Source organism: Pseudomonas sp. LTJR-52 (assembly GCF_003691465.1).
Classification (GTDB): domain Bacteria; phylum Pseudomonadota; class Gammaproteobacteria; order Pseudomonadales; family Pseudomonadaceae; genus Chryseomonas; species Chryseomonas luteola.
Window position 1 is genome coordinate 1,767,969 of record NZ_CP033105.1, and the last position, 15,244, is coordinate 1,783,212.

The 15,244-nt window shown below is 54.1% G+C and carries 12 protein-coding genes and 1 pseudogene; 6 read left to right on the forward strand and 7 right to left on the reverse strand.

Features of this window, described 5'->3' with window-relative positions; genetic code table 11:
- Positions 1 to 149 precede the first annotated feature (149 nt).
- From EAW52_RS08225 to EAW52_RS08235, 3 genes are all read right to left on the reverse strand, one after another.
- Positions 150 to 938 (reverse strand): VacJ family lipoprotein, encoded by a 789-nt coding sequence (locus tag EAW52_RS08225; protein WP_122042069.1) that lies wholly within the window; start codon positions 936 to 938, stop codon positions 150 to 152.
- Complete coding sequence (locus tag EAW52_RS08230; RefSeq protein ID WP_122042070.1) at positions 931 to 2,238, reverse strand: serine/threonine protein kinase; 1,308 nt, start codon at positions 2,236 to 2,238, stop codon at positions 931 to 933. The genes EAW52_RS08225 and EAW52_RS08230 overlap by 8 nt, the downstream gene beginning before the upstream one ends.
- Before the next feature lie 88 nt (positions 2,239 to 2,326).
- A complete protein-coding gene (locus EAW52_RS08235; RefSeq protein ID WP_010795121.1) occupies positions 2,327 to 2,815 on the reverse strand; it encodes a GNAT family N-acetyltransferase in 489 nt (162 codons plus the stop codon).
- 185 nt (positions 2,816 to 3,000) lie between these two features.
- On the opposite strand from EAW52_RS08235, the gene EAW52_RS08240 reads away from it, so the two are divergent.
- On the forward strand, positions 3,001 to 3,849 hold the full coding sequence (locus EAW52_RS08240; protein ID WP_026004140.1) for a glycine betaine ABC transporter substrate-binding protein: 849 nt from the start codon (positions 3,001 to 3,003) through the stop codon (positions 3,847 to 3,849).
- A gap of 39 nt (positions 3,850 to 3,888) precedes the next feature.
- Here the strand turns inward: EAW52_RS08240 and EAW52_RS08245 are convergent, their stop codons facing one another.
- Positions 3,889 to 4,353 carry a MaoC family dehydratase gene (locus EAW52_RS08245; protein ID WP_122042071.1) on the reverse strand — a complete coding sequence of 155 codons (465 nt, stop codon included), beginning with the start codon at positions 4,351 to 4,353 and terminating at the stop codon, positions 3,889 to 3,891.
- A gap of 325 nt (positions 4,354 to 4,678) precedes the next feature.
- Here EAW52_RS08245 and fadD1 point away from each other — a divergent pair, with 325 nt between their 5' ends.
- Positions 4,679 to 6,364, forward strand: coding sequence for a long-chain-fatty-acid--CoA ligase FadD1 (gene fadD1 / locus EAW52_RS08250; protein WP_122042072.1), 1,686 nt, complete (start codon positions 4,679 to 4,681; stop codon positions 6,362 to 6,364).
- Positions 6,365 to 6,523: 159 nt separating this feature from the next.
- On the forward strand, positions 6,524 to 10,552 hold the full coding sequence (hrpA, locus tag EAW52_RS08255; RefSeq protein WP_122042073.1) for an ATP-dependent RNA helicase HrpA: 4,029 nt from the start codon (positions 6,524 to 6,526) through the stop codon (positions 10,550 to 10,552).
- A 47-nt stretch (positions 10,553 to 10,599) separates the two neighbouring features.
- Here hrpA and EAW52_RS08260 read toward each other — a convergent pair whose 3' ends face one another.
- Together EAW52_RS08260 and EAW52_RS08265 are read right to left on the reverse strand one after the other, a co-directional pair.
- A complete protein-coding gene (locus EAW52_RS08260) occupies positions 10,600 to 11,217 on the reverse strand; it encodes a YiiX/YebB-like N1pC/P60 family cysteine hydrolase (protein ID WP_256680755.1) in 618 nt (205 codons plus the stop codon).
- A 50-nt stretch (positions 11,218 to 11,267) separates the two neighbouring features.
- Positions 11,268 to 11,669 carry a DUF4878 domain-containing protein gene (locus tag EAW52_RS08265; protein ID WP_122042074.1) on the reverse strand — a complete coding sequence of 134 codons (402 nt, stop codon included), beginning with the start codon at positions 11,667 to 11,669 and terminating at the stop codon, positions 11,268 to 11,270.
- A 218-nt stretch (positions 11,670 to 11,887) separates the two neighbouring features.
- On the opposite strand from EAW52_RS08265, the pseudogene EAW52_RS08270 reads away from it, so the two are divergent.
- Together EAW52_RS08270 and EAW52_RS08275 are read left to right on the forward strand one after the other, a co-directional pair.
- Positions 11,888 to 13,207, forward strand: a pseudogene (locus EAW52_RS08270) (FAD-dependent oxidoreductase).
- An 87-nt stretch (positions 13,208 to 13,294) separates the two neighbouring features.
- On the forward strand, positions 13,295 to 13,882 hold the full coding sequence (locus EAW52_RS08275; protein ID WP_122042075.1) for a LysE family translocator: 588 nt from the start codon (positions 13,295 to 13,297) through the stop codon (positions 13,880 to 13,882).
- A gap of 15 nt (positions 13,883 to 13,897) precedes the next feature.
- Here the strand turns inward: EAW52_RS08275 and EAW52_RS08280 are convergent, their stop codons facing one another.
- Positions 13,898 to 14,728 carry an AraC family transcriptional regulator gene (locus EAW52_RS08280; protein ID WP_122042076.1) on the reverse strand — a complete coding sequence of 277 codons (831 nt, stop codon included), beginning with the start codon at positions 14,726 to 14,728 and terminating at the stop codon, positions 13,898 to 13,900.
- A 173-nt stretch (positions 14,729 to 14,901) separates the two neighbouring features.
- On the opposite strand from EAW52_RS08280, the gene EAW52_RS08285 reads away from it, so the two are divergent.
- A complete protein-coding gene (locus EAW52_RS08285) occupies positions 14,902 to 15,231 on the forward strand; it encodes a DnaJ family domain-containing protein (RefSeq protein WP_010795111.1) in 330 nt (109 codons plus the stop codon).
- Positions 15,232 to 15,244 lie beyond the last annotated feature (13 nt).

Genomic DNA, 15,244 nt, shown 5'->3' on the forward strand with positions numbered 1-15,244 from the left:
CTCCAAGCGGCCAGACAAGGTGTCTGATCAATAGATGAGATCATGATACTTCATTTATTTTAATGTATTTATCCATCTTTTATGTATTTCATATCTAATAATATGATGCTTTTGGTTGGAAAGAAGCCAGCACGAGGCCGGCTTCTTTCTTATTCCTTTATTTGAAGCTTACGTGCTTCGGTATAGACGTAACGGACCTTCTCGTACTCAAACGGCGAGTTGAGCTGCCCATACCGGAAGTTGGTGATGTAACGCAGGTTGATACCGCGTAACAGTAGAATCTCTGGGTGACGGCCGCTTTCCTCATTTACATTCAGATAGTTGATCTGATTCTCGGCCAGGGTATCTACCGCAAAACCGCTGGCATCACGCAGATTGGACGGACCCAGTAACGGCAATACCAGATAAGGGCCGCTGGGAACACCATAAAAACCCAGCGTCTGGCCAAAATCTTCGGATTGCTTGGCTAGTCCCATGCGCGTAGCGGGGTCCCACAGGCCAAAGACGCCGATAGTAGTATTTAGCAGCAGACGCCCCGTGGTATTCAGAGCCCTTTTACCCTTGAGTTGCAGCGTGCTGTTCAGCAGATTGCTGATGTCACCCAAGTTGCTGAAGAAATTGCTAACGCCACTTCGCACGAAGCCCGGCGTGACCTGACGATAGCCATTGACGACAGGTAATAGTACCCATTCATCCAGGCGGTAGTTGAAGTGGTAGACGCGGCGGTTCCAGGACTCCAGTGGGTCATAGACATCCAGCGCATTGAGCGACGCCCGCTCGAACTCGCGCTGATCCAGGCCAGGGTTGAATTTCAGCGTGGACAAGGGGTTGGTAAACCCGTCTGCGCCTACGGGTGAAGGTGATAAAGTTGACGAATCCGTATCGGCGAAAGCGTAAGCGCTAGCCAGTAAGGGAAGCAGGCAGAGGAATTTAGCCACGGGCGAAGAACTCCAGCATGGCGTCGGCGTTGACGCGATAATTGAGATTGCCGCAATGCCCGCCCAGCGGGTAAAGGGTCAGGCGATTACCGAACGTACGACGTAGGAAGCCGATATCACCAGGACCAAGAATCAAGTCATCTGCGTTGTGCATCACGCCGATCTTGTCGCTCTCCTTGAGATAGCCTTCCAATGCCGTCAGGCTGGATTGCCTGGCCAGTTCAGCCAGGCTGGTGCCCTTGGTCGTCCGTTCCCAGAAGGGTAAGAGCTGGTCATACATGTAGCAGTCAAAATCGCATTGCAGGGCGCGAGCAAAGAAGCGCGACAGGCTGGTCCCCTGATCGATCGGGTAGTCGGGCGGTGTGATCAAGCCACGACGGTTGATCAAATCGGATGTAAAGGCAATGTCTGCCGCTGAAAAGCGGAACGATGTACCAATCAGCATCGCCATTTCTTCATTGCTCAAGCGTTGGGGCGACTGCTGAAAATCGAAAAGCAGGGCTTCATTGAGATCAACATAGCCTTTCTGCTGGAAGTAACGGGTCAGCTTTGCCAGGACTAGCTCGTAAAACGTCCGGTTGTTGGTTATCCCATTGACTTGGGTCTGAACCAGTCGATCGAGGTTGCGTACCGAGGTCAACAGATTGACCGGCGGATTGAGCAGCAAGACACGAGAGAAGTTGAAGCTGCGCTGGCTCTCGTCGAGCTTGCTAACGAACGCTGCATCCAGTGCGCCCAGGCTGTAACCGGTAAGAAAGTACTTGGTTACAGGCAGTTTGGGGTGCTGCGCGCGAACGGCCTGCATGACGCGATAGAGGTCTTCTGCATCGCCAGGGGTGTAGCCGGGCGTAGCCTGCCGGGAGGCCGCTGCCATGAAGTCGTAGCTGGTGGGTGAGGAAAGCTGAACGACATGGTAACCCGCGCTGTAATACAGGCGCTTGAGGTACTCCGGTGTGCTGGATGAGTAGTTGGCGCCGGTTCCGGCAATGATGAAGATCAGCGGCGCCGCATGATCCTGCATCGCCAGACGATAGTGCAGCTTCTTGACCGGCCAGAAGTTATTCGGAAGTTCGTACTCCCGTTCAGGCCGCAAGTTGATGCTGTAGTCTTTCTGGTCAATTTCCAGATCAGTAGGCAGCAGTGGCTGCAATTCCAGCGGCGTGGAGGTGATAGTGGCTTCGAAGGGGTTGGTCAATGGGTAGCCATAGGTGGCAGCGTCAATATCAGCTGCGACACCACGACCGGAAAGACCAAGCAAGAGCGCACCCAGGAGAGCTGTGATGCGCAACGGGCTAAGCATAAGGAGAGTCCTTTCGCAGGGTTGCTTATTGGAATAAGCCTATGACCACAGCCTGATAATAAGGTGCGCTGTGCTTGTTGGCTCTCTATCAAATTGTGCGTTCGGCCAGATTGGTCAGGGTTTCGCCTGTTACTCGATTGACTGTCCATTCATCCATTGAGATGGCGCCCAGGCTGCGATAGAACTGGATCGCAGGCTCGTTCCAATCCAGTACGGACCACTCCAGACGCCCACAATTACGCTCTACTGCCAGCCGTGCCAGGCTGATAAGCAGTGCCTTTCCGAGGCCTTCACCACGCGCAGCAGGGCTGACATAGAGATCTTCCAGATAGATACCCGGCTTGGCGAGCCATGTTGAGTAGTTGTGAAAGAACAGGGCAAAGCCAGCAGGCGTCCCGTCTATTTCCCCAATGAGCACTTCGGCGTAACGGCGCTCACCAAACAGTGTCGCGCGCAAGCTGTCTTCAGTCGCCATGACCTGCTCAGGCATTTTCTCGTAGTCGGCCAGCTCTTTGATGAAAGTCAGGATGTGCGAAACGTCAGCGTCAGTAGCTGGGCGGATATTCAGGCGGGACATGTGAAAACCTCGACATCGAAAGCGCTAAGCATGCCGAGGCTATTTCCTGGAGGCAATAGAGGTGCCATTTCATTGCGGGTGTCGCATATGACGGTTGCTCAGGTCGCTCTCAGGGCAGTCCCGTTTTCGTCGCCCTTGAAGATAAGGATGGCGCAGTGATGCCGTTTTCAAAAAGGGGACAGAGGATGCGAATGTTTCGAAAGGTAGTAGGCCTGGGTATGGTGCTCTTCCTGTCGGCAATGGCCAATCTGGCTATGGCGGCCAAGCCAACGGTAACCATTGGCTATGTGGATGGATGGGCCGACAGCGTAGCGACCACCTTCACGGCGGCCGAAGTCATTCGTCAGCAGTTGGGGTACGAAGTCAAGCTGATGCCGGTTGCAGCAGGGATCATGTGGCAAGGCGTTGCACGGGGCAAGCTGGACGCCATGCTCTCGGCATGGTTGCCTGGGACCCATGGTTCCTATTATGAAAAGATGAAGAATGATGTCGCCGACCTGAACGTGAACACACCGGACGCCAAGATCGGCCTGATCGTTCCTGAGTACGTAAAAGCCTCCAGTATTGCCGATCTGGCCGCCCAGAAAAGCGATTTTGGTGGGCGCATCGTAGGCATTGATGCCGGAGCGGGCGTCATGATCAAGACCGAGGAGGCGATCAAGGCCTATGATCTGGATTACAAGCTGGTGGCAAGCTCCGGCAGTGGAATGATTGCCGAGCTGATACGTGCGGAGCGAGACCAGAAGCCAGTTGCAGTCACGGGCTGGATTCCTCATTGGATGTTTGCCAAGTGGAAGCTCAAATTTCTGGATGACCCCAAGGGCGTCTATGGCGGCTCCGAGCAGGTACGTACCATGGCTAATCCAGGACTGGAAAAAAAGGCCAAGCCGGTATGGGATTTCCTGAAAAAATTCTCTTGGCAGCCGGGAGAGGTCAATGAAGTCATGCTGGCCATTGAGGAGGGAAAAAAGCCTGAGCAGGCTGCAAAAGACTGGTTGAAAGCCCATCCTGACCGGGTCAAGAGCTGGCTCTAGACGATAAGGTAAAAGCCCCGCGTTTGCGGGGCTTTTCATTTAGCCAATGGTTACTGGCGGAAGCGTGCTCAATTCGATGCTCAATGCTTTCTTGGGGGCGAGCACCTCAGCTTCCCCATCAACCACTTGCTCATCGTTCTGATTGAAGACCCGTGTAGCCAGGCGCACTCGATTTTTCGGCAGCTTTTCCAACACCTCGATCTCGACCTTTAGCGTGTCGCCTAACTTGACCGGCTTGTTAAAGCTCAAATTTTGTCCCAGATAGATGGAACCTGGCCCGGGCAGTTCACATGCAATGGCAGCGCTGATCAGCGCACCGCTCAACATGCCATGGGCAATCTGCTCACGAAAGACACTCTTGGCAGCATACTCGGCGTCCAGGTGTACTGGATTTCGGTCACCGGAAACCTCGGCAAATAAGAGCAAATCACGTTCTTTGATGGTACGGATGACAGAGGCCTTTTGGCCTACTTGCAGGGCTTCGTATGGGATATTGTCGGTCATGCTTGAAAGAAATCTCGTACTCTGTTGTTACGGTAAAGGGAAGACGATGCTGACGTAGTCGGCACTCAACGTTAAATCCAAGGACGCCAGGTTACGGCGATACGGCACGTTCTCTACTATTTCAGCAGGTTATGACGGAGTATTATGAGTTTGTCTAAATACCACTCGTGACCATAAATCTTTTTTTAGTCATTTTCGTTACCAAGAGTCCGCTTTTCGGTGCTGGTGGAGACCTGTCAAAGCTGATAATCTCGGCTCGCCTTCATCGTATGAGTAGGCGATACAATCACAACAAGATCACGTTGTCGCTTAGGAGTGGGCTTCCATGACCCCGAATTTCTGGAAGGACAAATATCCGGACGGTATCGCTTCCGAGATCGACCCTGATCGTTATCCTAATGTCCAGACGGTCCTCAGGGAGTCCTGCGAGCGTTTCGCCGATAAGATTGCCTTCAGTAATTTAGGGCAGACCCTCACGTATCGTGAGCTGTATAGCCTGTCTGGGCAGTTTGCGGCTTATCTTCAGAATCATACCGATCTCAAGCCGGGCGACAGGATCGCCATACAGCTTCCCAATGTTCTGCAATACCCGATTGCCGTCTTTGGTGCCATGCGTGCGGGGCTGATCGTCGTCAATACGAACCCGCTGTATACCGCGCGTGAGATGCAGCACCAATTTAAGGACGCCGGTGCGCTGGCGCTGGTGTGTCTGGCCAACATGGCTCACCTTGCCGAGCAGGTCTTGCCCAATACGCAGATTCGCCATGTCATCATTACGGAAGTAGGTGACATGCTGCCTCCGCTCAAGCGCCTTGTGGTCAATAGCGTAGTCAAATACGTAAAGAAAATGGTCCCGGCCTACCGGTTGCCTCAGGCTGTGAAGTTCACGACTGCACTTGCCAAAGGGCGCCAGGGTGCTCTCAAGGAAAGCCAGCCGCACGGAGATGATGTCGCTGTGCTGCAGTACACCGGAGGTACTACAGGTATTGCCAAAGGCGCCATGCTGACGCACCGGAACCTGCTGGCCAATATGCTGCAGTGTCAGGTTCTGATGGCCTCGAATATGAAAGAAGGCCGCGAGATCGTAATCGCGCCGCTGCCGCTGTATCACATCTACGCGTTCACTTTTCATTGCATGGCGATGATGCTTCTGGGCAACCACAACGTGCTGATCACTAATCCACGTGACTTGCCTACAATGATCAAGGACCTGTCCAAGTGGAAGTTCACCGGGTTCGTCGGGCTCAATACGCTATTTGTGGCGTTGTGTAATAATGAGGCCTTCCGCGCCTTGGATTTTTCTGCTCTGAAGGTAACGCTTTCAGGCGGTATGGCCTTGCAGCACGCGGTTGCCGAGCGCTGGGAGCAGGTAACCGGATGTGGCGTCTGTGAAGGGTACGGCATGACCGAGACCAGTCCTGTCGTCAGTGTGAACCCTATCCAGCATCGACGCATTGGCACCATCGGTATCCCGGTACCCTCTACGGACTGTAAAGTAGTGGATGAGGATGGCGTTGCCCAGCCGTTCGGGCAGCCTGGTGAGTTCTGTGTCCAGGGCCCTCAGGTCATGAAGGGGTACTGGAACCGCCCCGAGGCGACTGCCGAGGTATTGAGTCCGGAGGGTTGGCTGCGTACCGGTGATATCGCAGTAATCGATCCAGACGGATATATCCGAATCGTGGATCGTAAAAAGGATATGATTCTGGTTTCCGGATTCAACGTGTATCCGAATGAACTGGAGGATGTACTGGCTCAGCTACCAGGCGTCCTGCAGTGTGCCGCGATTGGCGTGCCGGATGAAAAGGCGGGCGAGCAGATCAAGGTATTCGTTGTACCTAAGCCTGGTGCCTCCCTGACGACCGAGCAGGTGCTCAAGCACATGCACGATAATTTGACAGGCTATAAACGACCCAGGCAGGTCGAGTTCCGAGACAGTCTGCCTACGACAAATGTCGGCAAGATTCTGCGCCGCGAATTGCGTGATGCCGAGCTGAAAAAGCTCAAGGCCTGATCGGCTTTTCCTGCACAGAGCCCCGACTTTCGGGGCTTTGTCGTTTTCGTTTGGGCAAACCTGCGACAATGCCCATCTCTCTCTTTATAAGGTGCCTGAACTGGCGAACCGAGCCAGCCTTTCAGGTTCCTACTTGAAATGGTTGCCATATAGCATTCAATGACTGAGCAAACATCGTCTTTCGAACAACTTTCCAAGCGTCTCGACCAAGCCCTTACTGCCGATCGGCACCGCTTGCGTCGCCAATTGGATGACCTGCGCAAGAAGCCTGATGATGCCCGGCTTGCACAGTGGACAGAGCGCTTTCAGGCATCCTGCGCCAAAGTGGAGGCGCGTCGTGCCAGTGTGCCGATCATGCGCTATGACGACAACCTGCCCATCGCCGCCAAGCGCGGAGAGATCAAGGCGGCGCTTGAAAAGCATCAAGTAGTCGTGATCGCCGGTGAAACCGGCTCAGGCAAGACCACGCAGTTGCCCAAGATCTGCCTGGAGATCGGTCGAGGTATACACGGCCTGATCGGCCATACTCAGCCGCGTCGCCTAGCGGCGCGTAGTGTAGCCAGCCGTGTTGCTGAAGAAATCGGTACTCCCTTGGGGGAGCTGGTAGGTTATCAGGTGCGCTTTGAGGATCAGTCCAATGAGCGCAGCCTGATAAAGCTGATGACTGACGGCATTCTCCTGGCTGAAACCCAGCATGACCGTTACCTTGAGCGCTATGACACGATCATTGTCGATGAGGCGCATGAGCGCAGTCTGAACATCGATTTTCTGCTGGGCTTTCTAAAGACCCTGCTGCCGCGGCGCCCGGATCTCAAGCTGATCATCACGTCAGCGACCATTGATCTGGAGCGCTTCTCCAAACATTTCGGCGATGCCCCCATCGTCGAAGTGTCGGGACGGACCTATCCGGTCGAGACTTGGTATCGTCCTTTGGCCGCAGAAACGGATGAAGATGGCGAACGCCTGGAAGACGATCTGAGTGTTGATCAGGGCATCCTGGCGGCGCTGGATGAGCTGGAAGCGTTCGAGCGCAGCGAGCATAAGCGACCCGGCGACGTATTGGTGTTCCTGCCAGGGGAGCGTGAAATTCGAGATGCAGCCGAAGTGCTGCGCAAGGCCAACCTCAAGCACACGGAAATCCTGCCGCTGTACGCGCGGCTTACGCCAGCCGAACAACAGAAGATTTTTCAGTCCCATCCCGGGCGGCGTGTAGTCCTGGCGACCAACGTGGCTGAAACATCGTTGACTGTGCCGGGTATCCGTTACGTCATTGACAGCGGCACGGCTCGTATCAGCCGCTACAGCTATAGAGCGAAGGTTCAGCGGCTGCCTATCGAGGCGGTTTCCCAAGCCAGTGCCAATCAGCGTAAGGGTCGCTGTGGACGGGTGGAGCCCGGTATCTGCATTCGTTTATATAGCGAAGAAGACTTTCTTTCACGTCCAGCTTTTACGGACCCTGAGATTCTGCGGACCAATCTGGCCGCGGTCATTCTTCAGATGCTGCACCTGCGGCTCGGTCGGATTGAGGACTTTCCCTTCATCGAGCCACCGGATGGCAAGGCGATCAAGGATGGTTTTACGCTGCTTCAAGAGCTGTCGGCGGTAACGAATCAGGGACAACTGACAGCATTAGGACGGCAACTGGCGCGCCTGCCAATCGATCCTCGCCTAGGCCGCATGCTGCTGGAGGCGGCAGAGCAGGGCAGTCTTTCCGACGTTCTGATTGTAGCCAGTGCATTGTCTGTGCAGGATCCCCGTGATCGCCCGGCGGAGCGTCAGCAGGCTGCCGATCAGGCTCATGCCCAGTGGAAAGATCCAGACTCGGACTTCGGTGCGCTAATCAAGCTGTGGCATGGCTTCGAGGAGCAGCGCCAGGCGCTCGGCTCGAATGCGCTTCGTAGCTGGTGTCGCAGAAATTTTCTCAATTACTTGCGCCTGCGTGAGTGGCGAGATGCGCACCGTCAGCTGACCTTGATCTGCCGGGAGCTCAAGCTCAAGAGTAAGCCTACTGACGCACAGCCTGTTGTTCAGACGCCTGTAATCGAAGAAAGCTCGCCTTCGACTGACAAGAAAGTCAACACCAAAGCTGCCCTGCAGGCCGAAGCGGCCGAGGCTGCACAGCGGGCGAAAAGTTATGCCTCGGTGCACAAGGCCATTCTGTCAGGTCTCTTAAGCCAAATTGGTAACAAGACTGAAGAGGGCGACTTTCAGGGGGCCCGCCAGCGACGCTTCTGGATTCATCCATCCAGCGTTATTGGCCGCAAGAAGCCAAACTGGGTAATGGCGGCCGAGCTGGTTGAAACGACCAAACTGTTTGCGCGCATGGTAGCCAAGATCGATGCGGATTGGATCGAGCCGCTGGCGCGCCATCTCACCAAGGCTAATTACTTCGAACCACATTGGGAGAAGCGTCGAGGACAGGTAATCGCCTACGAGCAGATTACGCTGTATGGGCTGATCATTGTAACCAAGCGGCCCGTGCATTATGGGCCTATCGACCCTGCCGTTTCTCGTGAGTTGTTTATCCGTGAAGGCTTGGTGAGAGGCGAGATCCAGTCGCGCGCGAAGTGCCTGAGCGCCAATCGCCAACTGCTGGAACGACTTGATGAGTTGGAGGCTAAAGCGCGTCGGCGTGACATTCTTGCCGATGAAGAGACGCTGTTCGAGTATTACTCGGCTCGTTTGCCTGCCGATATTTACCAGACAGCAACCTTTGACAGCTGGTACAAGCGGGAAAGCGCTAAGAACCCGCAGCTGCTGATCATGCGCGAGGAGGATGTGCTCGCCCGTGAGGCCAGCGAGGTTACCGCAGCGCAGTATCCAGATACGTTACGTATCGGCGATCTGCAGCTACCGCTGACTTACGAGTTTGACCCCGCCCAGCCACGCGATGGCGTTACCCTGCGTGTACCGGCGCCCCTGTTGTCACAATTGCCACCGGAGCGACTGGAATGGCTGGTGCCAGGGTTGTTATACGACAAGGCCGTTGCGTTGGTGCGCAACCTGCCCAAGGCGATTCGCAAGAATTTTGTTCCGGTTCCGGATTTCGTCAAGGCAGCATTGAGCAAGATCACCTTTGGACAAGGATCGTTATACGAAAGCCTGGGACGTGAGCTGTTACGCATGACCGGAGCGCGGATACCTGAAGATGCCTGGCCGGAGGCTGCCAATTTGCTTGATCGGCATCTTCGAATGAACATCGAGGTTGTCGATGCCAGCGGCAAGTACTTGGGTGAAGGCCGTGACCTCACAGAGCTGACAGCCCGCTTTGCCGAAGCCAGCCAGGCCGCTCTGGCCGTTCCTCAGCAAAAGGCCGAACAGCAAAAGCCTGTTGAGGCTAAAGCCTTTGCAGTCGTCCCACAGCAGGCCCAGCAAAAGATCGCAGGTCTCTCCATGACAGTGTATCCGGCGCTGGTGGAGGAGAACGGTGTAGTCAAGGAGGGTCGGTTCTCTACCCAGTCGGAAGCGGAGTTCCAGCATCGCCGGGCACTACAGCGGCTTTTGTTGCAGCAGTTGAGCGATCAGGTCAAGTTCCTGCGCAATAAGCTGCCTGGGCTGACCGAGCTAGGATTGCTTTATCGAGACCTGGGACGTATCGACTCACTGGTTGAGGATATTCTTCTGGCCAGCCTTGATAGCTGCATTCTGGACGGTGAACAGCCGTTGCCTCGAGAGGGAGCTGCTTTGGCTTCGCTGGCCGAGAAAAAGCGAGGCGGGCTGGCCGAGCATGCCGAGCGTACGGCACGATTGGTGTTGGAGATTCTCAAGCAGTGGCATGCCCTGCAGAAGCGATTCAAAGGCAAGATCGATCTGGCTCAGGCCATGGCGCTCAACGATATCAAGCAACAGCTCAGTGCTCTGGTTTACCCCGGATTTGTTCGTGAAACGCCTCTGCAATGGCTTAAGGAGTATCCGCGCTATCTCAAGGCTGTCGATCAGCGTCTGGACAAGGTGGGGTCTCAGGTTCAGCGGGATCGAGTCTGGACGAGCGAATTGGCGGGTTACTGGGAGCAATACAAGGCTAGGGCAACCAAGCATGCTCAAGAAGGCAAGCATGATGAGAATCTAGTCTTGTATCGATGGATGCTGGAGGAGTATCGAGTGTCGCTGTTTGCTCAGCAGCTGGGTACACAGATGCCTGTCTCCGACAAGCGCCTCAGCAAGCAATGGCAGTCCGTAGAGGCGTAAGGGCTTACGGTAAGAGTAGGGTTGAGCTGCTCAACCCTGCCTGCCTGTTACTGGCGGTAAATCCATTCAAGTCCGGGATAATCCGCGAATGCCTGAGGAAAAAGATAGTCACCTCGGAAAACTGGGACATCCAGACTTGTCCAGCGGGGCGCGAAAGAGGGTAGTTGAGTAGCAATCGCTTCAGCCAATAGTGTTGTGCAATAAAGATGGGGCTTGTCGCGCGGTTCGAGCACAAAGGTTCGTCCCAAAGTACTTTTCAGATACTGCGCAATGCGTTCCTTTTGTTCAGGATTCAAAAAAGTTGGCCGTGCTACTGCGAAATGCCTCGCCATGTCTGGCTTTAGAAGCTCATCTAAAGGCGTAAGCAGGACTTGGTTTGGATGTGCAGGATCATCGTCTGTTGTGGCATGAACGATCAGGACCGTAGGTGTTGTGGCGACAACCATGCCTACGTGGGAAAACCTGCTACCACTCACCTGTTCTACGATTCGACTGTCTGTTGATGTTCCCAGGCGAAACAGCCAGTCGCCAACTGCCAGTGACGACGGGCTCAGGCGCTGCCCAGGTAGGGTAGGTAATGCCTGAGGCTGGCGGCCTTCGTAGCCCGCTATTGCCAAGCCCATGCACAGCAGGGCTGTTAGAGCCCAACGACACAAACTGTTCATCTGTCGAATAGCAAAAGGCTTTATCCGATGTGGAAAAAGCCCTCGTCCAATCAGATCTTGATCTTCCAGTCGCCGTCGCTCTGAATTAGATGAGTGTGTTCAGTACGGGGTTCGCCGTCTTTTTTGAAAGTAACCGTTACGCTGACATCGGCGCGTGTCTTGTCATCGTTATAGGTTGTTTTTTCGGCTTTTATACTCTTGACGCCACCCAGTGATTCGGCCTGTTTAGCCCTTTCCGTAAGCAGCATCTGAAACTTGCCACGTACAAAGTCTTTTGCGTTCGCATCTGCATCCTTGGGTACATCGATCAGATCCATCATGGTATCGAGGTCTTGGGTGTAAGCCGCTTTTATGAAGCGTTCCGCAACGCTTTCCGGGGTGTTGGCACCAGAGCAGGCGACCAGGAAGGAGGCAACAAAAATCAGGGCGAACCATTTCTTTATAAGAAACATATGAAATCCTTTTCGTAAATCAGTAGCTGGAAATCCAGGGCGGCGGATTTTACTTAATCACATCTGTATTAGGTGAGAGCTAATCGTGATTTAGCCGTGCTCCACCAAGGTGTGGATACATAAAAAGCGATTTGCGGACAATCAAGGCTGCCAGCCTGCTCACTCGTCGCTGTTCGAGAGACGTAGAATGTACCTCAGCCAATAACAGGAGTATGGCTATGGAGAAGGTGACAATAGGGATCGTTGGGGCAGGTACCGCAGGTTTGGCTACGGCTACTTTCCTGGCCCGCAGGGGTTATCAGGTTAGGCTGTTCGAACGTGTACCTGAGTTGCGGACGGTTGGTGCAGGCATTCTATTGCAACCTTCGGGGTTGGCAGTGCTACACACGTTGGGCGTGCTGACCGAATGTACTGCTCTAGGTGCGCCAGTCAGCCGCCTCTAAGGAACATCCATGCAGGGCAAACGCGTCGTTCTGGATACCCGTTATGATACTTGGATGCCAGGTAGTTTTGGATTGGGTATTCACCGCGGCGTCCTGATGACTTCCTTACTGAACGCTGCGCGACATGCAGGCGTCAGCATAGAAACCAGCAGTGACATCACCCGTTTTCATCAAACACCAAGTCACGTCCAGCTTTTTCATCGAGACGCACAGGGCAGCGAGAGCTTGTTAGGCGATTTTGCCGCGTTGATTCTGGCAGACGGAACACGTTCGGCATTACGTGGGCAGATGGCTGTTAAACAACATGTCAAACCCTACCCATGGGGTGCGTTGTGGAGCATGGTCTCGACGCCAGCACACGCGGACTCTACAGAGTTACGCCAATGGTACAGACACTGTTCTGAGATGTTCGGAATCATGCCTACAGGCTGTACGCATCAAAAACGCGATGCCCAGCTGAGCAGCCTGTTCTGGAGTCTGCCCGTCATCGATTATCCCCAATGGCAGACAGCGGGTCTGGATAGCTGGAAAAGGCAGGTTGTGAAATTGGCTGGCGAAACCGCAAGGCCTTTCCTGCAACACATTAATCAATCAGAGCAACTAGCATTTGCCGCTTACGCAGATGTCTGGATGCAACGCTGGAGTGATGGGCGAGTACTGGCTATCGGTGATTGCGCACATGCAATGAGTCCTCAATTGGGTCAGGGTGCAAACATGGCGTTAGTCGATGCCGCTGCGCTGGCCGATGCCGTAGATATGTCGGTGTCCTCCCGGGACCACTGGCCAACTGTCTTTGAGGGCTACAGTGTCGCCCGCCGTGAGCATTTACGTTATTACCGGCAAGCCAGCCGTTTTCTAACTCCACTGTTTCAGTCGCATAGCAAGGCCCTTGGTTGGTTGCGTGACAGTGCCTTGTTTTTAGCCCGTCACAACGTATTTGGACGCAGGCATGCGGTTACTACCTTGGTAGGCGCTCGAACAGGATGGCTGCTGTCGACTAGACGAGAAGAGACGCTTTATCACTGGGACGGGCAGCAAGATAAGACTTGGGGCTGGAGTAATAATGAAATATCCGGCTCTGAATTGATTCACTAGGCCTTCAGTAGAAGGGTAATTTTATTCAATACCACTTGAGGCTGGCGAAATATGGTGTCTGTTCCTTGAATACATGAGCAGACATCAATGGACGTGTTGTTTTCCATGGCCGGCTTCGCCCTGGCTTCTTCTATTTCACCTGGTCCCGTCAATCTTGTAGCCCTAAGTTCGGGAGCCTGTTATGGCTTTCGTAAGAGCCTTAGGCACGTCACAGGAGCAACGACCGGCTTTACAGCACTTCTTTTGCTTATTGGTCTCGGATTGTACGAAGTGCTGGCCCGCATCCCGGAATTGATCAGGCTCATTCAATGGAGTGGCGTTGCCTTTCTTTTTTATATGGCCTACCAGCTTGCAATGGATGATGGGGTGCTGGATATAAAAGAGGAAGGTTCTGGCCCCTCAATGATGCGCGGCGCGCTGATGCAATGGCTGAACCCTAAAGCCTGGCTGGCCTCGTTGGCAGGTATGGGGCTTTTCGTTGCCGATGGCAATACGGTCATGGTCTGGACGTTTGCCATTCTCTACTTTGTTGTTTGCTATGGCTCGGTTGCCTGCTGGGCATTTACCGGTAGTTTTCTGCGCCGTTATGTGCAAAGACCGGCTCGTGTTCGGTTCCTGAATCGGATGATGGCAGGGTTGCTGGTCGCCAGTGCCCTATACCTTTTACAAGGTTAGTGAGGAAGGCAAATGTCAGCCGCGATAGTGCCCAGGCGTAGCAGCCAGGTGCCGTTTGAAAGTGCGCTGGAAGTGAGCCTGGTCAGCGAAACCGGTTGCCATCGCCACGTCAGCAAGACTGTGTCCTTGCCGAAGCCATTGGCGGCTGAGCTGGATGCGTCGGTTGATCAAGTAGGCATGGGGCGTCAAGCCATAGTGATCCTTGAACGCCCTGATGAGATAGGACGCCGACAATTCCGCCGCAGTGGCGATGTCATCCAGGGTCAGCGGTTCAGCGCAGTGCTCACGGATAAAGTCGGCGGCTCGCTTAAGGTGTACCTGGGGTATTTCTGGAGCTTTAGCGGAGCGCGTCGGAAGCGATCGTTGCAGCTGGAGAAAAAAATTGAGGGTTGCGCTGTGCTTGTAAAGCCTGTCGTTACATGGTGATGTCAGTGTTTCATGCAGCCTGATAAGTCCTGTGTGTAGGGCAGGTACGCGCGTATGGATGACATCAAACGGCACGAATGAGTCCTGCGTGCTATATCCAGACTCCGTCTGTAGCCTGCCCAGCCACTGCGTATCGATATAAAACATCTGGTAGGCCCAGTGTTCGCCCTTGACGGGATTACAGGCATGTACCGTCTCAGGATTTACTATCACAACGGAGCCTTGGCTTATCTGGGTTTGGCTTTGGGCATTGAGGTAGTGACTTCGACCCGCCGTAATGGCCCCGATGGAGAAGGTGTCATGCGTATGCTTGGCATGACTTACCTGACGACCATCATTGACTGTACGAATCTCGATAAACGGCAGTGCGTCGTCGCGCCAGAATCGGGAGTTTAGGCATTGTGCGGCTGCAAAATTCACGTGGAACCTCAGGCGGTAGTCGGCAGCTTATGACTATAGCGCTTCTGGTAATGCTGTGAGGTTCTGTTAGAGCAACTAAAGAACTTCATTCTGTCGGCTGTACTGCCGAGCATTAAGCATTGGAGGCGCCTAATCGCTCTATAGAGGTATGGCAGTTTAATCCAGGAGTCGTTATGAGCACACTGGAGCAAGAAATCGAACGCAGGATTGCGCGAGAGGTGGCAGCCTGGCAGAAACAGGTGAAGGGCAAGGGCGAGCCAACCAAAATCGATGAAGGATGGCTACAAACACCTGAAGGGCTTCGAATGCCGTTTCGTGTCCTGAAGAATGCGGGCATTCCCCCTCAAGAGATTGAGCTCTTTAATCAGCGTGCCCGTTTGAAGGAGGAAATCAGCAATACCCAGGATACAGCCCTGCGAACGCAACTATTAAAAAAGCTCAGTGCATTGGAGCAGGTACTTGCCTTTCGCCTGGAGAAGCTCAGGCAAATGGGAAGAGGTTGAAGTCTCCAGAGAC